Origin of the sequence: Arthrobacter sp. KNU-44, assembly GCF_051843155.1 — a bacterium.
Lineage (GTDB): Bacteria > Actinomycetota > Actinomycetes > Actinomycetales > Micrococcaceae > Arthrobacter.
The window spans coordinates 3,951,337-3,975,208 of the sequence record NZ_JBPXNG010000002.1; the positions used below are offsets into that span (position 1 = coordinate 3,951,337).

The 23,872-nt window shown below is 64.1% G+C and carries 18 protein-coding genes and 1 riboswitch; of the genes, 15 read left to right on the forward strand and 3 right to left on the reverse strand.

The window, feature by feature from the left end:
• Positions 1-27 precede the first annotated feature (27 nt).
• Positions 28-597, forward strand: a complete 570-nt coding sequence (locus ACSVHC_RS19575; RefSeq protein ID WP_437774040.1) for a mycothiol-dependent nitroreductase Rv2466c family protein — start codon at positions 28-30, stop codon at positions 595-597.
• 66 nt (positions 598-663) lie between these two features.
• Here the strand turns inward: ACSVHC_RS19575 and ACSVHC_RS19580 are convergent, their stop codons facing one another.
• Both ACSVHC_RS19580 and valS read right to left on the reverse strand, forming a co-directional pair.
• The gene (locus ACSVHC_RS19580; RefSeq protein ID WP_437770547.1) at positions 664-1,539 is read right to left on the reverse strand and encodes a DNA-formamidopyrimidine glycosylase family protein; all 876 of its coding nucleotides are present in this window, start codon (positions 1,537-1,539) and stop codon (positions 664-666) included.
• A gap of 367 nt (positions 1,540-1,906) precedes the next feature.
• Positions 1,907-4,585: a valine--tRNA ligase gene (gene valS, locus ACSVHC_RS19585; RefSeq protein ID WP_437770546.1), complete on the reverse strand. Its 2,679-nt coding sequence runs from the start codon at positions 4,583-4,585 to the stop codon at positions 1,907-1,909.
• Between the two features lie 63 nt (positions 4,586-4,648).
• On the opposite strand from valS, the gene ACSVHC_RS19590 reads away from it, so the two are divergent.
• The 7 genes from ACSVHC_RS19590 to ndk all read left to right on the forward strand — a co-directional run bounded on the left by ACSVHC_RS19590 (position 4,649) and on the right by ndk (position 12,413).
• Complete coding sequence (locus tag ACSVHC_RS19590) at positions 4,649-5,026, forward strand: DUF488 domain-containing protein (RefSeq protein ID WP_437770545.1); 378 nt, start codon at positions 4,649-4,651, stop codon at positions 5,024-5,026.
• Positions 5,023-5,664 (forward strand): class I SAM-dependent methyltransferase, encoded by a 642-nt coding sequence (locus tag ACSVHC_RS19595; RefSeq protein ID WP_437770544.1) that lies wholly within the window; start codon positions 5,023-5,025, stop codon positions 5,662-5,664. The genes ACSVHC_RS19590 and ACSVHC_RS19595 overlap by 4 nt, the downstream gene beginning before the upstream one ends.
• A 9-nt stretch (positions 5,665-5,673) precedes the next feature.
• Complete coding sequence (locus tag ACSVHC_RS19600) at positions 5,674-6,432, forward strand: SDR family oxidoreductase (protein ID WP_437770543.1); 759 nt, start codon at positions 5,674-5,676, stop codon at positions 6,430-6,432.
• 331 nt (positions 6,433-6,763) lie between these two features.
• Positions 6,764-10,120 (forward strand): isoleucine--tRNA ligase, encoded by a 3,357-nt coding sequence (gene ileS, locus ACSVHC_RS19605; RefSeq protein ID WP_437770542.1) that lies wholly within the window; start codon positions 6,764-6,766, stop codon positions 10,118-10,120.
• Positions 10,121-10,123: 3 nt separating this feature from the next.
• Complete coding sequence (locus ACSVHC_RS19610; RefSeq protein WP_439181229.1) at positions 10,124-11,485, forward strand: bifunctional folylpolyglutamate synthase/dihydrofolate synthase; 1,362 nt, start codon at positions 10,124-10,126, stop codon at positions 11,483-11,485.
• A 2-nt stretch (positions 11,486-11,487) separates the two neighbouring features.
• Positions 11,488-11,940 carry a DUF4233 domain-containing protein gene (locus tag ACSVHC_RS19615; RefSeq protein WP_437770540.1) on the forward strand — a complete coding sequence of 151 codons (453 nt, stop codon included), beginning with the start codon at positions 11,488-11,490 and terminating at the stop codon, positions 11,938-11,940.
• 53 nt (positions 11,941-11,993) lie between these two features.
• A complete protein-coding gene (gene ndk, locus ACSVHC_RS19620; protein WP_345450441.1) occupies positions 11,994-12,413 on the forward strand; it encodes a nucleoside-diphosphate kinase in 420 nt (139 codons plus the stop codon).
• A 77-nt stretch (positions 12,414-12,490) separates the two neighbouring features.
• Here the strand turns inward: ndk and ACSVHC_RS19625 are convergent, their stop codons facing one another.
• Positions 12,491-13,171: a vitamin K epoxide reductase family protein gene (locus tag ACSVHC_RS19625; RefSeq protein ID WP_437770539.1), complete on the reverse strand. Its 681-nt coding sequence runs from the start codon at positions 13,169-13,171 to the stop codon at positions 12,491-12,493.
• A gap of 469 nt (positions 13,172-13,640) precedes the next feature.
• Between ACSVHC_RS19625 and ACSVHC_RS19630 the strand changes: the two genes are divergently transcribed.
• The 7 genes from ACSVHC_RS19630 (at position 13,641) to ACSVHC_RS19660 (ending at position 23,862) form a co-directional block, all read left to right on the forward strand.
• Positions 13,641-16,772, forward strand: coding sequence for an Rne/Rng family ribonuclease (locus tag ACSVHC_RS19630; protein ID WP_437770538.1), 3,132 nt, complete (start codon positions 13,641-13,643; stop codon positions 16,770-16,772).
• A 146-nt stretch (positions 16,773-16,918) separates the two neighbouring features.
• A riboswitch (TPP riboswitch) is annotated at positions 16,919-17,015 on the forward strand.
• Complete coding sequence (gene thiD / locus ACSVHC_RS19635) at positions 17,007-18,527, forward strand: bifunctional hydroxymethylpyrimidine kinase/phosphomethylpyrimidine kinase (RefSeq protein WP_437770537.1); 1,521 nt, start codon at positions 17,007-17,009, stop codon at positions 18,525-18,527. (Overlaps the previous riboswitch by 9 nt.)
• 421 nt (positions 18,528-18,948) lie before the next feature.
• Positions 18,949-19,257, forward strand: a complete 309-nt coding sequence (rplU, locus tag ACSVHC_RS19640; RefSeq protein WP_028267456.1) for a 50S ribosomal protein L21 — start codon at positions 18,949-18,951, stop codon at positions 19,255-19,257.
• 60 nt (positions 19,258-19,317) lie between these two features.
• On the forward strand, positions 19,318-19,581 hold the full coding sequence (gene rpmA, locus ACSVHC_RS19645; RefSeq protein WP_003803426.1) for a 50S ribosomal protein L27: 264 nt from the start codon (positions 19,318-19,320) through the stop codon (positions 19,579-19,581).
• 144 nt (positions 19,582-19,725) lie between these two features.
• Positions 19,726-21,315, forward strand: a complete 1,590-nt coding sequence (gene obgE, locus ACSVHC_RS19650; RefSeq protein ID WP_437770536.1) for a GTPase ObgE — start codon at positions 19,726-19,728, stop codon at positions 21,313-21,315.
• Positions 21,305-22,495, forward strand: a complete 1,191-nt coding sequence (gene proB / locus ACSVHC_RS19655; RefSeq protein WP_437770535.1) for a glutamate 5-kinase — start codon at positions 21,305-21,307, stop codon at positions 22,493-22,495. Before obgE ends, proB begins: the two co-directional genes overlap by 11 nt.
• On the forward strand, positions 22,492-23,862 hold the full coding sequence (locus ACSVHC_RS19660) for a glutamate-5-semialdehyde dehydrogenase (protein WP_437770534.1): 1,371 nt from the start codon (positions 22,492-22,494) through the stop codon (positions 23,860-23,862). The genes proB and ACSVHC_RS19660 overlap by 4 nt, the downstream gene beginning before the upstream one ends.
• The last annotated feature ends 10 nt before the right edge of the window (positions 23,863-23,872 follow it).

Consider the following 23,872-nt stretch of genomic DNA (forward strand, 5'->3'; position numbering starts at 1 on the left):
AACAAGGTTGATTTCTGGTTCGATCCCATGTGCCCATTTGCCTGGGTGACATCCCGCTGGATCGGTGAAGTGGAAGACGTTCGGGGGATCGAGACCAACTGGAACGTCATGAGTCTCTCTGTCCTCAACGAAGGCCGCGAGCTGCCTGCCGAATACACCGAGAAGATGAAGCTGGGCTGGGGACCTGTCCGCGTCATCATTGCCGCCCGCGAGCTGCACGGAGACGAGTACATCAAGCCGCTGTACGACGCGATGGGTTCCCTCATCCATCACGAAGGCATCAAGGATTTCGCCGAGGTCATCTCCAAGGCACTCGCTGAAACCGGCCTGCCGGCCGAGTTGGCCCGCTTCGCCGATTCCGAGGAATACGACGTCCAGTTGCGTGCCAGCCACGAATCGGGGATCTCCCTGGTGGGCCAGGACGTCGGCACCCCCGTGGTCGCCGTCAACGGCACGGCCTTCTTCGGCCCTGTCCTGACCCGCATCCCCCGTGGCGAGGAAGCCGGCCGGATCTGGGACGCGACCGTCACCTTGGCCGGTTACCCGCACTTCTTCGAGCTCAAGCGCAGCCGCTCGGAAAGCCCGGAATTCAACTAGCCTGAATTCAACCGGCCGGAATCCAACGAGCCCGGGCCGCGGCGGTCGTTTGAGCCGCAGGCGCGGCTATTTCAGGAAACGCGACGTTCTACGGTCCGCCAGGATCTTTCCGTTTGTCTGGCAGCCAGGGCAATACTGCAACGCAGTGTCGGCAAAGGACACCTCGCGGATGGTGGTCCCGCACACGGGGCAAGGCTGACCCGCCCTGCCGTGGACGCGCATCGTGTTCCGCTTCGTGTCTTTAAGTTCACTTGAGGCTTTCCCGACGGCGGCGGCCACAGCCGCACCCAGGACGCATTCGATGGACTCATAGAGGACATGGGTGGTTTGCTTGTCCAGCGACTTGGCGATCGCGAACGGTGAAATCCTGGCTGCGTGAAGGATCTCGTCACTGTAGGCGTTCCCGATTCCTGCGATGACACTTTGGCTCCGAAGGAGTCCCTTGATCTGATGCGCGCTTGTGGAAAGGATTCCGGCCAGGGTTTCTTCGGTGAACGCAGGGCTCAGGGGGTCCGGACCGAGTGTCGCGATCCCGGGAACATCCACGGGGTTGCGCACCACGTACACAGCCAGGCTCTTTTTGGTTCCGGCCTCCGTGAGGTCCACTCCGACGTGGGTTGAGCCGTCGCTCTTGGTGAAGCCGAGCCTCGCGGCAATGTTGCTCCCGCCCATCCGTAGCTGGGTCTGCGATGGCTGCTCCGTGTAGCGGAGCCATCCGGCCTTGGCGAGGTGGAAGATGAAATGGATGCCCTCGGCGTCGAGACTGACGAACTTTCCGAAGCGTTCCACCCTGACGATTTTGCGACCCTCGAGGGCCGAGTAAGGGGGATCGGCTGTCTTCAGTACGGCAAAAGAGGTGATCTGGATCTTCGTCAATTCGGCACCGAGAAGATTCCTGCCCAGGAAGGCAGTCAGCCCGGCCACTTCGGGAAGTTCTGGCATAGCAACACTGTGCCACAAAGCACCCAGCCCCAGAACCCCGGGGGCCCACCACGGGGCGCCCGAATTACATGCCAGTAGTTCCTGAAGGGGGCTTGTGCTGGCTGGGGAGCGGGTCAAGAATAGAACTTACCCACTTCGAAAGAAGAGGGACACGGAAACCAGAGATTCAGTGATATGCATCTGACGCAGCCTTCGGCAAAGTTGGATGCAAGCTACCAGTGACGAGGTAGGAAGACCTGAAAGTCCGAGGATTCCGCCAGACTGCCAAGACGTCACCGGGCAGCCGAAAAGTCGAAGCCCCACCAACGGCTAAACGCTGATGGGGCTTCCCCTTTGCCCGGAAACTCCCCGGCTCTCTTACCCGGAACTACGCTTGAGCGGGCTCCTCGGCAGGTGCCAGGACCACGTCGCTCACCGTGAGTTCGCCGTCGCCGGATACCAGTGAGATCTCCTGCGCGTTGGCCGCGGCCTTCAGGTCTCCCAGTCCGGCTTCCAGCTGTGCAACGAACGATTCGGTAGCGGTGATGGTGGCCGAGAGGACTTCGGTACGCTGCTTGACCTTGGCTTCGGACTTGGCTTTGCGGATGCCGCTCAGCGCGATGCCGACGGTGCCCAGCATGGTGGTGTCGCCGTCGACGATTTCCACGGCTGCCGGCCACGCCGCGCGGTGGACTGAACCCGTGCGCCACCAGCTCCAGACCTCTTCGGTGGCGAAGGGCAGGAACGGCGCGAACAGGCGCAACAGCGAATCCAGCGTGGTGGCAAGGGCAGCAAGGACGGATGCCTGCTCAGTCTCGCCGGCAGCACCGTAGGCGCGGTCCTTGATGAGCTCCACGTAGTCGTCCGTGAACTGCCAGAAGAACGATTCGGTGATCTGCAGGGCGCGGGCGTAGTCGTAGTTGTCGAACGCCTTGGTGGACTGGGCCACGACGTCGGCAAGCTGCGCGAGCAAAGCGCGGTCCAAGGGGTTGGTCAGGGGTCCCCACGCGGGGGTTTTTTCCGCGTGGGGGAGACCAACCCCGGGGTTGGTCAGGACGGACAGGTCCGCGCCGACAACCGAGTTCTCCGTAGCGCCCAGGTTCAAGACGAACTTCGAAGCGTTGAGCAGCTTGATGGCCAGGCGGCGGCCGATCTTCATCTGGGCGATCTCATAGGCGGTGTCAGCACCGAGCTTGGCCGAGGCGGCCCAGTAACGGACGGCGTCGGAGCCGAATTCGTTCAGGACGTCGGTGGGAACAACCACGTTGCCCTTGGACTTGGACATCTTCTTGCGGTCCGGGTCCAGGATCCAGCCCGAGATGGCGGCGTGCTTCCACGGCGCGCTGTTCTGTAGGGCATCTGCCCGGACAGCCGAGGAGAAGAGCCACGTGCGGATGATGTCGTGGCCCTGCGGGCGGAGGTCGAAGGGGTAGACCTTGCCGAACAGATCCTCGTCACGGCTCCAGCCGCCCACGATCTGCGGGGTCAGCGACGACGTGGCCCAGGTATCCAGGACATCCGCGTCACCGATGAAGCCGTTGGGCTGCTCGCGCTGGGACTCGTCGAAGCCGGGGGCCGCGTCCGCCGCAGGGTCCACGGGCAGGGACTCGTCGGACGGCAGGATGGGGTTTTCGTAGTCCGGGTTGCCCTGGCCGTCGAGCGGGTACCAGACGGGGATCGGCACGCCGAAGAAGCGCTGGCGCGAAACGAGCCAGTCGCCGTTCAGCCCGGAGATCCAGTTCTCGTAGCGGGAGCGCATGAAGGACGGGTGGAACTCGATCTCGTGTCCGCGCGCGATCAGCCGTTCGCGGCGGTCCTCGTCCCGCCCGCCATTGCGGATGTACCACTGGCGCGACGTGACAACTTCGAGGGGCTTGTCCCCCTTCTCGAAGAAGTTCACGGGGTGCGTGATCTTCTTGGGCTCGCCGTCCAGCAGCTCGGCGGCAACGAGAAGCTCAACCACCGTCTCCTTGGCAGAGAACGCGGTCTTGCCGGCGATTGCCGCGTAGGCTTCCTTGCCGGCGTCGGTGGTGATCCACTCAGGTGTCTCGGCGATGATGCGGCCGTCGCGGCCCATGATGGCACGGGTGGGCAACTGCAGCTCGCGCCACCAAGTCACGTCAGTGAGGTCGCCGAAGGTACAGACCATGGCGATGCCGGAGCCCTTGTCCGCCTTGGCGAGCGGGTGGGCTTTGACCTCGAGCTCGACGTCGAACAGGGGCGACCTGACGGTCTTGCCGAACAGCGGCTGGTAGCGCTCGTCGTCGGGGTTTGCCACCAATGCTGCGCACGCGGCGAGCAGTTCCGGACGCGTTGTTTCGATGTAGATCTTCTCGCCGTCGGCGGTGAAGAAGGGGTAGCGGTAGTACGCGCCGGCAACTTCGCGGTCCTCCAGCTCGGCCTGCGCGACGGCAGTGCGGAACGTCACGTCCCACAGGGTGGGGGCCTCGGCCATGTAGGCGTCCCCGGCGTTCAGGTTGGCGAGGAAGGCGCGCTGGGACACCGCACGGGAGGTGTCGTCGATCGTTCGGTACGTCAGGTCCCAGTCAACGGACAGGCCAAGGGTCTGGAACAGGTTCTCGAAGACCTTCTCGTCCTCGACGGCGAGTTCTTCGCAGAGTTCGATGAAGTTCTGGCGCGAGACGACGTCGAAGTCGCGCTGGTTCTTCGCCGGCTGTGCCGGCGGGCGGTAGTCGGCGTTGTAGGGGATGGCGGGATCGCAGCGGACGCCGTAGTAGTTCTGGACGCGGCGCTCGGTGGGCAGCCCGTTGTCGTCCCAACCCATCGGGTAGAAGACGTTCTTGCCGGTCATGCGCATGTAGCGGGCCTGGACATCCGTGTGCGTGAACGAGAACATGTGGCCCACGTGGAGCGAACCGGATGCGGTAGGCGGGGGAGTGTCGATCGAGTAGACCTGCTCCCGGGTGGTGTCCGGGTTGAACTTGTAGGTTCCTTCGTCCAGCCAGCGCTGCGTCAGCGCATCCTCAAGGCCTTCAAGGGCCGGCTTGTCGGGAACGTTGATGGGGGCGGTGGCGGGCGTGTCTGTACCCTGCGTTGATTCAGCCATGGGCCAATTGTTTCATGGCGCCCTTTGTTCCGTGGCACGCGGACGTGCAGTAGCATGCGGGCCATGACCGAACTCAAGGATGTTTTGGCTATCAAGCGCATCTATGACGAAGCAGCCGACGACGACGGCTACCGGGTTCTGGTGGACCGGCTCTGGCCGCGAGGGGTATCCAAAGAACGCGCGCGGCTGGATCTCTGGCTCAAGGAGATCGCGCCCTCGCCGCCGCTGCGCACGGAGTTTGCCCATATGCAGGAGCGATTCGAGGACTTCCGCCGCTCTTACGAGGCCGAACTGGAGCAGAATCCTGCGGTGGAGCAGATGCTGGAGCTGGCCGCCGGGAAGAAGCGTGTGACGCTGCTCTACGGCGCCAGGGATCCTGAAGTAAACCATGCCCGCGTGCTGCTGGAGTTCCTGCTGGGAGCCGGGGTGGCGGACAAATGACGACGCCGCAGCATCCGCGCTTTGCGCGGGCCTACGCCCGGGCCGTTCCGGCCATAAACCTCCGCGGCGGAACTGAACACCGGCGCAGCTTGCTGGCCGGCCTGCGGGGCCACATCATCGAGGTCGGCGCCGGCGAGGGCTCGTCGTTCGGCCTGTACCCGGCCTCCGTCGAAAGCGTCCTCGCGGTTGAACCTGATGACCATCTCAGGGAGCTTGCTGGAGCCAAGGCACAGGCTGCTCCGGTGCCGGTCACGGTTGTTTCCGGAACCGCCGAAAACATTCCAGCAGCCGACGGCGGGGCGGACGCCGTCGTGGTCAGTCTTGTCCTCTGCAGCGTCGCCGACCAGGCGGCGGCGTTGGCGGAAATCCGCCGCGTGCTGCGTCCCGGCGGAACCCTGGCCTTCTACGAGCACGTGCGCTCGGACAAGCGGTTTCTCGCAGCAGTCGAAGATCTGCTCACTCCGGCCTGGCAGCACATAGCTGGAGGCTGCCATCCCAACCGCAACACGCTCCAGGCGATCGGCGCCGCAGGCTTCCAGGTGGTGCACAACGAGCGGTTCGGCTTCTCTGCCGGCCCGCTGTCCCCGCCGATCGCCCACATCCTTGGCCGTGCCATTTCTCCAGCTGAACCGCGTTAGGGTGGTGCCATGACTGAGGAAGCACAGACGAAGACTGCAGTAGTGACGGGTGCCAGCACGGGAATCGGCGAAGCCACAGTGCGGGCCCTCACCGCCGATGGATGGAAAGTATTCGCCGTCGCCCGCCGTGCGGAGCGGCTCGAAGCACTCGGCGCCGAAAGCGGCGCAGTGCCGTTCGCAGCGGATATCACCAACGATGACGACGTCGCGGCCTTGCTCTCCGCCGTCACCGAGGCAGGGGGAGCGGACACGCTCATCAACATTGCCGGCGGCGCACGGGGCGCGGACACCCTTGCCAATGCGCAGACCGAAGACTGGGACTGGATGTACCAAGTCAACGTTCTCGGCACCCTGAAGCTGACCCGGGCCTTCCTCCCCATGCTGCGGGCCAACGGCGAGGGTACAGTTTTGAACCTCACGTCGACTGCGGGATTCACGGCCTATGAGGGCGGCGGCGGGTACAACGCGGCCAAGTTCGCCCAGCACGCCATGACCGGCGCCCTGCGCCTCGAGGAAGCCGAGAACAACATCCGCGTCATTGAGGTGGCGCCGGGCCTCGTCCACACTGAGGAATTCGCGCTCAACCGCCTCGGCGACGCAACTGCGGCAGCCAAGGTGTACGCCGGCGTCGAGAAGCCGCTCACGCCCGAGGACGTCGCCGACGTCGTCAAGTACGCGGTCTCAGTGCCGCACCACATCAACCTGGACGAGATCATCGTCCGCCCGGTGGCGCAGGCCGCTACCCACAAGTTGATCCGCAAGGGCTAAGTTTCCGGCGGCGCGCGCCCCATGCCCTCAAGTGGAGCTCGCGGCGCCGCTGCCGCTAGACTTGTGGCACAAGCTTTGACCCGGATATCACCGGTGAGCTTCCGGAAGAACGCCCCCGCCACCATGGGGGTCAGTAGAACCGGACGGGTAAGCCCGTCACAGCAGCAATGAGCGGCCGACGCCGGAACAGCTCCTCTTCGCAAGGGGCAGTGCCAGCGGCGGTAAGTGAGGTGGTACCGCGGTACCGGCGCTGTTGGAAACAACGCAGCTGGCGCCGTCCTCGCATCCTGAATGAAACTTTGTGTTCACCGGCTCAACCCAGGATGAAGAGATGACGTATTACCCCAAGGCCTCCGCGGCACTTTCAGGCACGGCTCCGTCCGGCACTTCCACAGGGGTGTCCCCCTCCGTGAAGTTCCCTGAGATCGAAGAGCGCATCCTCAAATACTGGGATGAAGACGGCACCTTCCAAGCCAGCATCGACCAGCGCGACGCTGATCTGCCCGGTGGGCACCCCGGCAGCAACGAGTTCGTCTTCTACGACGGTCCTCCCTTCGCCAACGGACTGCCCCACTACGGCCACCTCCTGACCGGCTATGCCAAGGACCTCGTAGGCCGCTACCAGACCCAGCGCGGCAAGCGCGTCGAACGGCGCTTCGGCTGGGATACCCACGGCCTGCCCGCCGAACTCGAAGCCATGAAGCAACTGGGCATGACGGACAAGACCCAGATCGAAGCGATGGGCATCGACAAGTTCAACGACGCCTGCCGTGCCTCGGTCATGAAGTACGCGGACGAATGGAAGAGCTACGTCACGCGCCAGGCACGCTGGGTGGACTTCGACAACGACTACAAGACCCTCAACGTCGAGTACATGGAGTCTGTTCTTTGGGCCTTCAAGCAGCTCCACGAGAAGGGCCTCACCTACAACGGGTACCGCGTCCTGCCGTACTGCTGGAAGGACGAGACGCCGCTGTCCAACCATGAGCTGCGCATGGATGACGATGTCTACAAGAACCGCCAGGACCAGACCGTCACGGTGACCTTCCCCATCAAAGCGGGGGAGTCGGAACTCTCGAAGGCCCTTGAAGGTGTGCAGGCGCTCGCCTGGACCACGACCCCCTGGACGCTGCCCACCAACCTGGCGCTCGCCGTCGGGCCTGATATCTCCTATGCGGTGGTTCCGGCCGGTCCCAACGGCATCAAGGCAGCCTCCGCGGTGGCTCCGGTAACGGGCAGCTTCCTGCTGGCCGCCGATCTGCTCGGCACCTACGCGAAGGATCTTGGGTACGGTGATGGTGCCGATGGCGCAGCTGCCGCCACCGCCGCCGTCACGGCCAGTTTCACCGGCACCGAATTGGCCGGCCTGGAGTACGAGCCCCTGTGGGACTACTTCTCCGACACCGAGAAATACGGCACGCAGAACGGCTGGCGTTTCCTCGTCGCGGACTATGTCACCACCACCGACGGTACGGGCATCGTCCACCAGGCTCCGGCCTACGGTGAAGACGACCAGAAAGTCTGCGAGGACGCGGGTATCCCCGTGGTCCTTTCGGTCGACGAAGGCGCCAAGTTCCTCCACCTGTTCGCGCACGGACCCCTCGCTGAAATCTCAGGGCTGCAGGTGTTCGATGCCAACAAGCCGATCACGCAGGCACTGCGTTCCGGCGGTCGTTTGGTACGCCAGGCGAGCTACGAACACAGCTACCCGCACTGCTGGCGCTGCCGCAACCCCTTGATCTACCGTGCCGTGTCCTCTTGGTATGTGGAGGTCACCAAGTTCAAGGACCGGATGTCCGAACTGAACCAGGAGATCAACTGGATCCCGGGCAACGTGAAGGACGGACAGTTCGGCAAGTGGCTGGCCAACGCCCGCGACTGGTCCATCAGCCGTAACCGCTACTGGGGCTCACCCATCCCGGTGTGGCAGTCCGATGACCCCGAGTACCCGCGCACGGACGTTTACGGCTCCCTCGCCGAAATGCAGGCCGATTTCGGCCGCCTTCCGGTGAACAACGACGGCCAGGTTGACCTGCACCGCCCGTTCATCGATGAACTCACCCGGCCCAACCCGGACGACCCACGCTCCCCTGAAGAGGGCCAGTCCACCATGCGCCGAGTCGAGGACGTCCTGGACGTCTGGTTCGACTCGGGCTCCATGCCCTACGGCCAGGTGCACTATCCGTTCCAGAACGAGGAATGGTTCGACACCCACAACCCTGCCGACTTCATCGTCGAGTATATCGGGCAGACCCGCGGCTGGTTCTACATGCTGCACATCCTGTCCACGGCCCTCTTCGACCGGCCCGCCTTCCGCAATGTGATCAGCCATGGCATCGTCCTGGGCTCCGACGGGCAGAAGATGTCCAAGAGCCTGCGCAACTATCCGGATGTCTCCGAGGTCCTGGACCGCGACGGCTCCGACGCCATGCGCTGGTTCCTGATGTCCAGTCCGATCCTGCGCGGCGGCAACCTCGTGGTCACCGAACAGGGAATCCGCGACGGCGTCCGCCAAGTCATCCTGCCGCTGTGGAACGTCTACAGCTTCTTCACGCTGTACACGAACGCTTCCCACACAGTGGATGGGACAGCCGCCGGCTATGACGCCAAGCTGCGCTATGACGGCTACACGGACACCCTGGACCAGTACTTGCTGGCAAACACCGGCGACCTGGTCCGCAACATCACCGCCAGCTTGGACGAGTACGACATTTCCGGAGCCTGCGATGAACTACGCAGCTACCTGGACATGCTCACCAACTGGTACGTGCGCCGCAGCCGGCAGCGGTTCTTCGACGAGAACACCGACGCCTTCGACGCCCTTTACACGGCGCTCGAAGCGGTCTGCCGAGTCTCGGCGTCGCTGCTTCCCCTCGTTTCCGAGGAGATCTGGCGCGGCCTGACCGGCGGGCGCTCGGTGCACCTGGCCGACTGGCCGGAGGCCTCGCTGTTCCCGGCAAATCCGGCACTCGTCGAGGCGATGGACCGGGTCCAGCAGATCTGCTCCACGGGTTCCAGCCTTCGCAAGGCCGCCAACCTTCGCGTCCGCCTGCCGCTGCAGGAGCTCACGGTAGTGGCACCCGGCGCGGATGCGCTGGAAGGCTTCGCCGCCGTCGTCGCGGATGAATTGAACCTGCGGTCCGTCCGACTCCTCGACGCCGCCACGGCGTCGCCGGAGGAATTCGGCATCGAGCAGAAACTCGTGGTCAACGCCCGCGCGGCAGGTCCACGACTGGGCAAGAACGTCCAGCAGGCCATCAAGGGTTCCAAGTCCGGCGACTGGTCGGTTTCCGACGCAGGAGTGGTCACGGCTGGCGGCCTCGAGCTTGAACCGCAGGAGTACACCCTCGAGACCGTCGTCGCTGAATCGGCTGACGGTTCGTCCGCGGCCGTCGCTGTCCTTCCGGGCGGTGGCTTTGTTGTCCTGAACACCGAAGTCACTCCGGAACTGGCCGCCGAAGGCCTGGCGCGCGACATGGTCCGCGCCATCCAGCAGGCCCGCAAGGACGCCGGACTCAACGTGAGCGACCGCATCCACACCACGGTCCTGGCTGTCCCCGACGTTGTTGACGCCTTGCGCGCCAATGAAGAGCTGGTCAAGACCGAAACCCTGTCCCTCAAGCTCGACCCCGTCGTTTCCGGCGACGCGGCCGAGCCGCAGATCACCGTTACCAAGATCGAGGCCTAGTACATGAGCGACGAATTCTCCGTAGAAAGCGTCTACGCCGAACTCCTGGGCCGCGCCCCGGAAAACAAAATGGAGCCGCGGCTGGCGCCCCTGTACCGGGCGATGGATGTGCTGGGCGAGCCCAACAAGGCATTCCCGATCATCCACATCACGGGCACCAACGGCAAAACATCCACTGCGCGCATGATCGAGGCGGGGCTTCGCGCCCACGGCTTGAGCACGGGCCGTTACACGAGTCCGCACTTGTCAAAGGTCACCGAGCGCATCAGCATCGACGGCGAGCCAGTGTCGGATGAGACTTTTGTCCGGATCTGGGACGAGATCCGTCCGTACCTCGAGATGGTGGACAAGGAACTCGAGGCCGATGGCCAGCCCAGGCTCACGTACTTTGAGTGCCTGACCATTCTTGGCTTCGCGATCTTCGCGGACCAGCCTGTCAACGTTGCCGTGATTGAGGTGGGGCTCGGCGGCATTACCGATGCCACGAATGTGGGCGACGGGCAGGTGTCCGTGGTGACGCCGATTTCGCTGGACCACACGGATCTCCTGGGCGACACCACCGAGGACATCGCCCGCGAGAAGGCCGGAATCATCAAGCCCGGCGGCTTCCTGGTCAGCGCGGCCCAGCCCGTGGACGCCGCGCAGGTGCTCCTGGAGAAGGCTCGCGAGGTGGGTGTGCCATTCCGCTTCGAAGGTGTCGAATTCGGCGTCGAGTCCCGCAGCGTTGCCGTCGGGGGCCAAGTGCTGACCATCCAGGGGCTCGCGGGACGCTATGAGGACCTGCTTCTGCCCTTGCACGGCGCCCATCAGGCCGAGAACGCGGCAGTCGCTGTCGCCGCTCTGGAGGCGTTCTTCGGTGGCGGAGAGAAGGAGCTTGACGGCGAACTCCTGCGCGAGGCTTTCGGCAACGTCACGTCGCCTGGCCGCCTTGAAGTGGTGCGCACTGCTCCCACGATCATCGTGGACGCCGCCCACAACCCTGATGGCATCCGCGTCTCGGCTGAGGCAATCGAAGAGGCCTTCAGCTTCAGCAAGCTGGTGGTGGTCCTGGGGGTCCTGAAGGAAAAGGACGCGGAAGAAATCCTGCGGCAGCTCAAGGAATCCCTTGGCGGACAGGCCGAGGAGTTCTGCTTCACGCAATCCAGCTCGCCGCGGGCCATCCCGGCCGCGCAATTGGCCGATCTCGCCGTCGACCTTGGCTTCGGTGCGGACAACGTCCACATTGCCGAGAAGCTGGACGACGCGATCGAGTGGGCCGTGGAACGTGCCGAAGCCAACGATGACCTGGCAGGCGGGGTACTCGTCACGGGTTCCATCACCGTGGTGGCCGAAGCCCGCATGCTCCTCGGGAAGGTTGGTTCCTGAGCATGGCCAAACTGACCAAAGCCCAGCGCGAATGGCGGCCTGGGATGCCAAAGAAGCGCCGCTCCACCAAGGTGATGTTCGCATCGACCGTGCTGCTTCTGGAGGCCTTCGTCGCGTTCTTCGCCACCTTGGCTGTCTTCGGACTGAAGCGTGGAGAAGTGCAGCCGGCGCTGATCCTGACATTCGGCATCGCCCTGAGCCTTGTGCTGATCCTGGCCTGTGCCGTGCTCAGCAAGCCGTGGGGCATCGGTGTCGGCTGGGTATTGCAGCTGGTCCTGATTTCCTCCGGCTTCGTCGAGCCCACGATGTTCGTGGTGGGAGTCCTCTTCGCGGCCTGCTGGTGGTACGGCATCCGTGCCGGCATTCGGATCGACCGCGAGAACGCCCAGCGTGATCGTGAGCAGGCTCAATGGAACGCTTCGCACGGGGAAGATTCCGCCGGGCAGTCCGCCTGAGCGAAACCCCGTAAACTGGCTGGGAAACCCACACACTCAACATTGGAGCAACCGTGAGCATTGAGCGCACCCTTGTACTGATCAAGCCCGACGGCGTCGCCCGCAACTTGAGCGGCAGCATCCTCGCCCGCATCGAGTCCAAGGGATACTCCTTGGTCGAATTGAAGAAGGTCAACGCCACCCGCGATCTGCTCGAGCAGCACTACGAAGAGCACCTGGGCAAGCCGTTCTACGAGCCGCTGGTTGAGTTCATGCTCAGCGGCCCGGTTGTCGCTGCCATCTTCGAGGGCCACCGCGTGATCGAAGGCTTCCGTTGCCTTGCGGGAACCACGGACCCGACGACGGCGGCGCCCGGCACCATCCGCGGTGACTTCGGCCGTGACTGGGGCCTGGCTGTGCAGCAGAACCTGGTCCACGGTTCCGACTCGGTGGATTCCGCCGAGCGCGAGATCAAGATCTGGTTCGGCGCGTAGCTTCCCGCCAAGACCAACATGGAAGGGCCCTTGTTCAAGTGAACAAGGGCCCTTCCGCTGTTAATGGGATAAGTACTTCAGTAACCGGACGTACCGATGAAGACATTGATGAAGGCAAAGAAAATGCTCGCGATCACGCCAACGTAGAGCAGCGCGGAAATGATCCAACCGGATTCGCTCAGGATCTTGGCCAGGCCTGCGGGGGCTGGAATGACCCCCTGCGCCACGTTCCGGATGGTGACGAAAACGAAGAGCGGGATCATGCATGCCCACACCACCATGCAGAACGGGCACAGGATGTGAATGACATACAGTGCCTGGGACCATAGCCAAACGATGAAGATGAAGCCGAGTGTGACGCCCGTCTGCAGCCCGATCCAGTACCAGCGGGCGAACTTGGCCCCGGCAAAGATAGCCATGGCGGTGGTGATGATCACGGCGAAGGCGACAATGCCGATGAACATGTTGGGGAAACCGAAAACCGAACTCTGCGGTGTCTTCATGACGCTGCCACAGGAGACCCACGGATTGAGGTCGCAGGCCGTGATGTGGTTGGGGTCCTGGAGAACCTGCAGCTTTTCCAGCACAAGAGCCCCGGATGCCAGCCACGCAATGGCGCCGGTGGCGAGGAGAAGCCATGCAAAGGGGCGGTCGCGGACCATGCGTGGCATGGCCCCGTCGGGGCTCCTCCCGGTTATCTCGTGCCGGAGGGAGCGGGCATCGTTATTGGCCAGGTTCGGGCTGGCGGGGCTCGGCATGGTTGGCTGTCCTTTTCTGGATGGCCCGGCGCGGGACCGGGGACTGCTCTTGGGAGGATTCTAGCCGCGGAGGCTGGAGGACGCGTCCAGCGAACGCGGCGGCACGGAAGCTTTCAGGGCGTGCTTCCTGCCGGGAGTGCGGGCGTGTGAGAGAATGAACATGGCCGGAAGCCGATCCACATGCGGAATCCGGTCCGGTATCTTGTTCCCAAGACCGCCAGCCATATGCAGGGCATGCCCAGGATCCAATGATCCCCGGTAGCGCCGCAGTGACAATGGACGGCACCTGGTTGTGGCATTAGAACAACGGGTTTGGAGCGAAGCCGGCTTTCCGTGGATGCCGCACCCCCATGCTGGTGCGAACCGGAAAGACTACTACTGACTTCTGTCAACGCCTGCGGGTTTTGACAATATTGCCTCTCTGGGCACCGGATGTGGCGGTTGCGCAAGGGCAGGAGTGTTGCCACATATGGATAACGAGCAAGTTGTAGCCGCCGCCGAAGATGCGGCGTCCACCGAGACCACTGAAGCACCCAAAAAGGTCACCCGCACCCGCCGCAAGGCTGCACCGAAGACGGTTACCGCGGATGAAGCCCCCGACGCCGGAGCTGCCGCAGCCGCCGCTGAGCCGCTCACCGAAGCGACGGACGCCGAAGCGCCCAAGGCTCCCGTCCGGCGCACAAGGGCTCGAAAGAAGGTCGAAACTTCCGAGCCGCTGCCAGGTTTCGCCGAAGAAGCTTCCACGGAAGGTGGCGAGGCTCCGAAGGCTGCCGCCGCCGTCGAGCCTGAAGTAGCGGCAGAAGCCGAAGCTGCCTCCGAGAAGCCGGTCCGCCGCCGTCGTGCGACGAGGGCGAAGAGCCCCGAACCCGTCGCCGAGGAAGCCCCGGTTGAATCACCGCCTGCCGAGGTTGCGCCGGGCGAAGAAAACGCTGTGGTCGCGGAAATCGCGCTCGAGGAAACCACCGGGGAACCGTCCGTCGAGGCGGAAGCCGCAAGCCCGATCGCTTCGTTGTTCATGGAACCTGGCTCCGTCACGTCCATGATCTTCCAGGCGCCGGACTTGAGCGCCGTTGCCCGGCCGGCCGTCGTCGAAGAGGAACCGCAGGCTGACGCCGAAGAAGTTTCCGAGGACAACGAACTGGACGAAGCCGGCAGCCGCCGTCGCCGTCGCAGCCGTGGGCGTCGTGGACGCCGGGGCAACGAGCGCGATGAAGCCACGGGAGAAGAAACGTCCGCGGAATCCGAGGACGAGACAGAAGCCGGCACCGAGGAAATCCTCGAAGAGGGCGTAACCTCCCGCCGGCGTCGGCGCCGTCGTCGTGGCGATCAGGACCTGGAGCTGACGGGTGGCGGAGACGACGATCCCCCCAACACTGTCACGCGTGTCCGTGCCCCCCGCGCACACGTTGAGTCCACCAGCAGCTCCGACCGCGTCACGAGCGTCAAGGGCTCCACTCGCCTTGAAGCCAAGAAGCAGCGCCGCCGCGAGTCCCGCGAGACCGGCCGCCGCCGCCAGGTCATCACCGAGGCCGAATTCCTGGCCCGCCGTGAGTCCGTCGACCGCCAGATGATCGTTCGGCAGCGCGACGACAGGATCCAGATCGGTGTCCTGGAAGACGGCGTGCTCGCAGAGCACTTCGTGTCCAAGACACAGCAGGATTCCCTGATCGGCAACGTCTACCTGGGCAAGGTCCAGAACGTGCTGCCGTCGATGGAAGCCGCGTTCGTCGACATTGGACGCGGCCGCAATGCCGTGCTGTACGCCGGTGAAGTCAACTGGGATGCCGTCACCTTGGAAGGCAAGCCGCGCCGGATCGAAAACGCCCTGAAATCAGGCGATTCCGTGTTGGTCCAGGTCACCAAGGACCCCGTGGGTCACAAGGGCGCACGCCTGACGAGCCAGATTTCGCTCCCAGGCCGCTACCTTGTGTACGTACCGGGCGGGTCAATGACCGGTATCTCCCGCAAGCTGCCCGACGTCGAGCGCAACCGCCTGAAGAAGATCCTCAAGGACCGCCTCCCGGAGAACGCGGGCGTCATTGTTCGCACCGCCGCGGAGGGTGCTTCCGAGGAAGAGCTGACGCACGACATCAACCGCCTGCGGGCCCAGTGGGAAGGCATCGAAAGCCAGTCCACGTCCACCAAGATCTTGGCGCCGGAACTGCTGTACGGCGAACCGGACCTGACCATCAAGGTGGTCCGCGACGTCTTCAACGAGGACTTCTCCAAGCTCATCGTCTCCGGCGACGAAGCCTGGGACACCATCGAAGCCTACGTCACCTACGTGGCGCCGGACCTGGTGGGACGCCTCGAAAAGTGGACCTCGGATCAGGACATCTTCTCGGCATGGCGCGTTGACGAACAGATCCACAAGGCATTGGAGCGCAAGGTCTTCCTGCCCTCCGGTGGTTCGCTCGTCATCGACCGCACCGAGGCCATGACGGTTGTTGACGTCAACACCGGGAAGTTCACCGGCAGCGGTGGCAACCTCGAGGAAACCGTCACCAAGAACAACCTTGAGGCTGCCGAGGAAGTGGTCCGTCAGCTGCGCTTGCGCGACATCGGCGGAATCATCGTCATCGACTTCATCGACATGGTCCTGGAATCCAACCGCGATCTCGTATTGCGCCGCTTGGTCGAGTGCCTCGGCCGGGACCGCACCAAGCACCAGGTCGCCGAAGTGACGTCCCTTGGCTTGGTCCAGATGACGCGCAAGCGCATGGGCACGGGCCTGCTGGAAGTCTTCGGCGAGCAGTGCGAAACCTGCGCCGGTCGGGGAATCGTCACGCACGACGAGCCTGTGGAGCACCGTCGGGCCAACGTGGTGGCAGCTGAACACCACCACCCACGCACGGAGTCACAGCCGACCGTCCGCCCCGAGCAGCGCAAGCGTCGCCGCGGCAGGGGCACCGGTCAGGGAACTGCCGAACTCCCGATCACCCCACCTGTGCCGGTCCACAGCGTGGAATCCACCGATCCGAACCGCCAGGCGGCCACCCGCGCAGCCCTTGCCACCATCGCGGCGGCAGCCCACGCAGCCCACCTGCACGACGACGAGCTCCACCACACGGCGGAATTGCTCGCCGACGGGCACGTAGCAGAAGCAACCCCGGTCCAGGCACCCCCGGCCCAGGCTCCTGCTGCTGCTTCGAGTAGCGAGGAACGTTCGAAGCCTGTGCTGCGATTCGGCGGCGAGGAAGTTGCGTTGCCCTTCGTCCACCACGAAGAGGAGCCAGCGAGTGGTGCACCTGCCATGAGCCTGGACCTCTTGGCACAGGCATTCGCGGGCCTCGGAGAAGCTCCCGACACTGCGACGACGGCAACTGAGGCCGAGGAAGCGCCCGCGGGGACCCCCGCGGCCGTTGCAAGCGGAGAATCCCCGGAAGCGGGTTCGCGCGGACGCCGAGGCCGTCGCAACCGCAGCGCCAGCCGGGCCCAGGGTGCCGCCAACGCCACCAACGTTGAGCACCACGAGGTTGCCGCGGCCGCCTCCGGTGGGGCAGCGCACGAGGCCAAGGCGACGGACGCTGCTCCAGCCAAGTCGACGGCGGCAGCGGAACCGATCATCCTCGGGGTCGGCGTGCCCAAGTCCGAACTCTAACCGCAGTTTCCTGCCCGAAGCCCCGGCCGTTTCCGCTCCTGTGGAAACCACCGGGGCTTCGGCGTTGCCGGCCAATTCACCGGACTCCGAGAATCCGGTTGCAAAGGGCGATTTCAGCGGGCGAGGCGTGATCCGGGTTAAGCTAGGGGACTGACACGGGGTGCCGCGCACCAAGCCGGCTGAGACCAGACCCGTTGAACCTGTCCGGTTAGCACCGGCGAAGGGATGTCTTGCATGACTGTTTCAGCGCAATCAGCCGTCTACCCGCTCAAGGCCATCCAGCGAGCTATCCCGAGGGTCCTCAGCATTGCCGGCTCGGATCCTTCGGGTGGTGCCGGGATCCAGGCAGACCTCAAGAGCATTGCGGCCAACGGAGGCTATGGCATGGCCGTGATCACGGCGCTCACGGTACAAAATACGCAGGGCGTCACGGCCGTCCATGTGCCTCCCGTGGAATTCCTGCGCCAGCAATTGGATGCGATTAGCGACGACATCACCGTCGATGCGGTCAAAATCGGCATGCTCGGGGACGCGGCCGTCATCCACGAAGTCCGTCGCTGGCTCGGCGAGGCGCGCCCCGCCGTCGTCGTGCTGGATCCGGTGATGATCGCGACCAGTGGCGACCGGCTCCTGGCGGAGTCCGCTGAAACCGCGCTGCGGGAACTTCTGCCCCTCGCTGACCTGGTGACCCCCAACCTTCCTGAATTGGCCATGCTGCTTGGCGAGCCTGTTGCCATTGACTGGGCATCAGCGTTGGAGCAAGGCAAACGCCTGGCTGCAGCCTGCGGAAACACCGTCCTGGTGAAGGGCGGCCATCTGCAGGGAGAGGGCTGCCCCGACGCCCTGGTCAACACCGAAGGAGTCCTGAGCCAGGACGTGGTGGAATTCGCCGGTCAACGCGTGGAGACCCGCAACAGCCATGGCACGGGATGTTCCCTGTCGTCGGCCATGGCGACGGCCAAGGCACGGCTCGGCGATTGGGAGTCTGCCTTGCGCGTAGTCAAGCCCTGGCTTCAGGGGGCGCTGACCCAGTCCGAGGTGCTGGAAGTGGGGAAGGGCAATGGGCCGATCCATCATTTCCACGCGCTCCAGCAGGACCTTCATCCGGGGGACTTTGCCGTCCGGATGTGGGACGCCGCCCAAACGGAACTCGCGGCCATTTATGGCCTGGACTTCATCCGGCATTTGCAAACCGGCGGCCTCAGCGAAGCGCAGTTCAGCTATTACCTCTCGCAGGATGCGATCTACCTCAACGGCTATTCCCGGGTCCTGGCGCGGGCAAGCGCCCTCGCGCCCAGCGAAACCGAACAGCTGTTCTGGGCCCGCGGTTCGCAGATGTGCCTTGAAGTCGAGTCCGAGCTGCACCGGAATTGGCTCAGCGGACGCCAGGTAAGCGGAGAACTGGGTCCAGTCACCAAGGCCTACGTGGACCACTTGCTGGCCGCGTCGGCGTCGGGCAGCTATGCAGTCCTGCTGGCCGCCGTGCTTCCCTGCTACTGGTTGTACGCCGAAGTGGGACAGCAGCTCCACCTTGGCTATATTCAGGCGGGAGCGTCGGACGAGCACCCTTACGCGGACTGGCTGCGCACGTACGCCGACGAAGCATTCGCCGAGGCCACCCGCAAGGCGATCGACATCACGGATGCCGCTGCGCAGGCCGCGTCGCCAGGGGAGCGCACGGCAATGATGGAGGCTTTCACCCAATCCTGCCGGTATGAAACGGCGTTCTTCGATGCTCCAAGGTTGCACGGCTGATCCCGGTTCCTGGCGCGGAAGCGCCGGATGAAGCGCCTGTTCCGGCGGGCGCTGCTGCGTGTCGGCGTCAGGATCCGAGCTTTTCCCCGCAGGCAGGGTAAGGTGGACGGGCACGGTACCGGATGGCGACATAGCCAGTCTGTGGCAGCCATCACGTGGCAGCCTCCGGACCTGGCCTCATTTGCAGCCGAAGGCGAAACTAGCGTAATCTAGATCTTCGGTGCTTACGCCAACACTTGGGTTATGCCCCTAGAAACCGTTCATTTGGAACTTACCTTCCATTTGGAACTATTCGAGGGATGACTCATGGATTCCGTACCGGAGTCCACGGCGTTGAGGCACAGCGTGAACCAGGCCCGTTTTCGGATCGGGGTTCCGCACGCAAATTTAGTAATAAACGTCGAGAGAAGTGAGTGCCCAAGTGGTGTACGCGATTGTCCGCGCAGGCGGCCGCCAAGAAAAGGTTTCCGTTGGAGACTACGTAACCCTGAACCGCGTCCCCGGTGGAGCCGGCAGCACCCTTGAGCTGCCCGCACTGCTCCTGGTGGACGGTGACAAGGTCACCTCCGCTGCTGCGGATCTGGCCAAGGTCAAGGTTACGGCTGAGATCCTCGAAGACCTCCGTGGTCCGAAGATCGTCATCCAGAAGTTCAAGAACAAGACCGGCTACAAGAAGCGCCAGGGTCACCGTCAAGAACTCACCAAGATCAAGATCACCGGTATCAAGTAACCACTGGTTGCTGTTCAGGTTTTCAACAGATTCCCCAGAATTTAAAGGCAGGCATTTCAAATGGCACATAAAAAAGGCGCGAGCTCCACTCGCAACGGTCGTGACTCCAACGCCCAGTACCTCGGCGTAAAGCGCTTCGGTGGCCAGGTCGTTTCCGCAGGCGAGATCATCGTCCGCCAGCGCGGCACCCACTTCCACCCGGGCGCCGGTGTCGGCCGCGGTGGCGACGACACCCTGTTCGCCCTGCAGGCAGGTGCGGTTGAGTTCGGAACTCGCCGCGGCCGTCGCGTAGTGAACATCGTTGCTGCTGCAGCTGCAGAGTAATAACACGTTCTGAACGGGTGGAGCGGGCCGTATGGCCCGCTCCACCTGTCTTTTTAACCGCACTAGAATTTACTAGTGCGGGCGGCGGCGCGTCAGCCCGCAACACGCACTTCAAGCAGTAATTTCCAGTTAGAGGAGAAACACGTGGCGACCTTCGTAGACCGGGTAGTACTTCACGTATCCGGCGGAACAGGCGGCCACGGCTGTGTCTCTGTTAAGCGCGAGAAGTTCAAGCCCCTGGGCGGACCCGACGGCGGCAACGGCGGTAACGGCGGCGACGTCATCTTGCGCGTTGATGCCCAGACCACCACTTTGCTTGATTACCACCACGCACCGCACCGCCACGCAACCAACGGTGGCCCCGGCATGGGTGACTGGCGCGGCGGCAAGAACGGTGAAACCCTCGTGCTTCCCGTCCCGGACGGCACTGTGGTCAAGACCAAGGACGGCGTTGTCCTTGCTGACCTTGTAGGTGAAGGCACCGAGTTCATCGCCGCTGCAGGTGGCCTGGGCGGCCTTGGTAATTCTTCGTTGTCTTCGCAGAAGCGCAGGGCTCCCGGTTTTGCCCTCCTCGGCACTGAAGGCGACTCCAGCGACATCGTCCTGGAATTGAAGTCCATCGCGGACATCGCGCTGGTTGGCTTCCCCTCTGCGGGCAAGTCCAGCCTTGTCGCGGCGATGTCAGCTGCGCGGCCCAAGATCGCCGACTACCCGTTCACTACCCTGATCCCCAACCTTGGCGTGGTCCAGGCCGGTGAGGTCCGGTTCACCATTGCAGACGTTCCCGGATTGATCGAAGGGGCGAGCGAGGGCAAGGGCCTGGGCCACAACTTCCTGCGCCACGTGGAGCGTTGTGCCGCGCTGGTGCACGTCCTGGACTGCGGAACCTTGGAAGCGGACCGGGACCCGCTCTCGGATCTTGCGATCATCGAGCAAGAGCTGGACAAGTACGCGGTGGACATGAGCTACGCCGGCGTTGACGGCGAAGTTGTCCCCCTGAACGAACGCCCCAAACTTGTTGTCCTGAACAAGGTCGACCTGCCAGACGGTCGGGACATGGCCGAGTTCGTCCGTCCCGAACTGGAACAGCGCGGCTACCGCGTCTTCGAAGTCTCCGCTACGAGCCACGAAGGCCTGCGCCAACTGAGCTTCGCCATGGGCGAGATCGTCATGGCCGCGCGCAAAGCCGTTGCCACCGCGCCTCCCAAGGTCGCGGCGCCCGTCCTGCGCCCCCGCGCCGTCAACGAGTCCGGCTTCAAGATCCGCCGCGAGGAAAAGAACCTCGAGCCGCTCTTCCGCGTGCTGGGGGAGAAGCCGGTCCGTTGGGTCAAGCAGACCGACTTCACCAACGAGGAAGCCATTGGCTACCTGGCCGATCGCCTGGCCAAGCTCGGCATCGAAAACGAGTTGTTCAAGATGGGTGCCGTTCCGGGTGACACCGTGGTGATCGGCGAAGAGGACGGCGTCGTCTTCGACTGGGAGCCCACCATGATGGCGGGCGCCGAACTCCTGGCGACGCCTCGAGGCACGGACATCCGTGTTGCCGACATCGGCGACCGCCCCACCCGTTCGCAGAAGCGCGACGAGCAGCTCGAACGACGCGAAGCCAAGGCTGCAGCACGCGCCGAGCTCGAAGCCGAGCGGAAGGCGGGCATCTGGACTGAGTCCGTCAGCGGACGTCGTCTACCCAAGCCCCTGAAGGAAAGCGGCCTGGTAGCCGAAAATGACGACTAGCACGGCCCGCATCGCTGAAGTCACCGAAGGCGACGACTCCGCCGAACGCCAGGCACTGGCCGGCGCCAAGCGGATCGTCGTCAAAGTGGGTTCGTCTTCGCTGACCAGCATCAAAGGCGGCATCTCGGAGAAAGCGCTGACGGCACTCGTCCACGCCCTGGCTGAGAAGCGCAATTCCGGGACGGAGATCATCCTGGTCTCTTCCGGTGCCATCGCGGCGGGTCTCGCGCCGCTCGGCCTCGCCAAGCGTCCCAAGGACCTCGCCACACAGCAGGCTGCGGCCAGTGTCGGCCAAGGGCTCTTGATGGCGCGCTATTCGCAGGCTTTTGCCGCTCACGGGGTCACCGTCAGCCAGGTCCTCTTGACGGCGGATGACTTGATGCGGCGCACCCAGCACAGCAACGCATACCGGGCGCTGGACCGTTTGCTGAACCTCGGCGTCGTGCCCGTCGTGAACGAAAACGACACCGTGGCAACGCACGAAATCCGTTTTGGCGACAACGATCGTCTGGCCGCTTTGGTGGCCCACCTTGTCCGGGCGGATGCACTGGTCCTGCTTTCCGACGTCGACGCTTTGTACGATGGTCCGCCGTCATTGGGTGCCAAGCGCATTCCGCTCGTCACCGGTCCCGCTGACCTCGTCGACGTGACCATCGGTAAGGCCGGTAAAGCCGGCGTCGGAACCGGAGGCATGACCACCAAGGTGGAGGCTGCGTCGATCGCCGCAGGCTCCGGCATCCACGCCCTCGTCACCTCCACGGCCAATGCCGCCGCCGCACTGGCAGGCGAGGACGTCGGCACGTGGTTCGCCATCAACGGCAACCGCAAACCCGTCCGGCTGCTCTGGCTGGCCCACCTCGCTTCGGTCCGGGGCCGTTTGGTGCTCGACGACGGCGCCGTCAAGGCCGTGCGCGACCGCCACACCTCGCTGTTGCCCGCCGGAATATCGTCGGTGCAGGGAGACTTCGAGCCTGGCGATCCCGTGGAGATGGTTTCTGTCGAAGGGACTGTGATTGCCAGGGGATTGGTGAACTACTCCGCGGAAGAGCTTCCCCGCATGCTTGGCCGTTCCACCAAGGAACTCGCCAAGGACCTTGGACGCGGATATGACCGCGTAGTTGTTCATGTTGACGACCTCGTGCTGGTCCAGCAGGCCCGCTCCACTAAACTTGGAGAATGACTGAGGCCCTTACCCCTGATTCTCCTGTGATGACTGACGCACTGGCTGCCGGCAATGCCGCCCAGGTGCCGGAAACTCCGGAGACGGGAAACGCGCCGCTCACCCCCGAGCAAGTGGAGGCGGCCGTGCATTCGATCGCGGACCGCTCACGGCAGGCCGCGCGGCACATGGCCCAGGCGAACCGCGCCTGGAAGGACCGCGCCCTGCACGCTATTGGCGCAGCGCTCCGGGAAAAGCAGGGGTCCATCCTCGCGGCCAACGCGAAGGATGTTGAGTCCGGCCGCAACAACGGAACCTCCGCTGCCATGCTGGACCGCCTGACCCTGACACCTCCCCGCATCGACGGCCTTGTGGCGGCCCTTGAAAACCTGGCGGGCCTGCCGGATCCCGTGGGAAACGTCGTCCGGGGCCAGACCCTCCCCAACGGACTGCGCTTGCGCCAAGTCAATGTGCCCATGGGAGTCGTCGCAGCGATCTATGAGGCCCGCCCCAACGTCACGGTCGATATCGCCGGACTTGGCTTGAAGAGCGGCAATGCAGTGATCCTGCGCGGTGGATCTGCCGCTGCCCACACCAACGCAGCCTTGGTGACCATCCTCCGCGATGCGCTGGAATCCGTCGGGCTGCCGGCCGACGCCGTCCAGAGCGTGGACCAATTCGGCCGCGAAGGCGCGAACGTCCTGATGCGTGCGCGCGGCCGGGTGGACGTGCTGATTCCCCGCGGTGGACGCGACCTGATTCAGACTGTGGTGAACAACTCATCCGTGCCGGTCATTGAGACCGGCGAAGGCAATGTGCACATCTTCATCGACGAGTCCGCCAGCGAAGAGATGGCTGTCGATATTCTGCTCAACGCCAAGACCCAGCGCCCCAGCGTTTGCAATACCGTGGAGACTCTCCTGGTGCACTCGAAGTCCACAGTGCTGCCCGCCGTCGCCGCTGCCTTGCGCTCGGCCGGGGTCACGCTGCACGTCGACTCCCGGATTCAAGCGGCGCTGTCCGGCTCCGTGGACACAGTCCCCGCCGACGACGTCGATTGGGCCACGGAATACATGGACCTCGACCTCGCAGTTGCCATGGTGGACAACCTCGACGAGGCAGTCGCGCACATCCGCAAATGGTCGACCGGCCACACTGAGGCCATCCTGACGAACAATCTGGCGAACGCGGAGAAGTTCATTGCGGACATCGATTCTGCGGCGGTCATCGTGAACGCTTCCACGCGTTTCACCGACGGGGGCGAGCTCGGCCTTGGTGCCGAGGTGGGAATTTCCACCCAGAAGCTGCACGCACGCGGTCCCATGGGCCTCACTGAGCTGACCACCACGAAGTGGATTGTCCAGGGTGAAGGCCAGGTCCGCGGCTAGCGACGCTGTA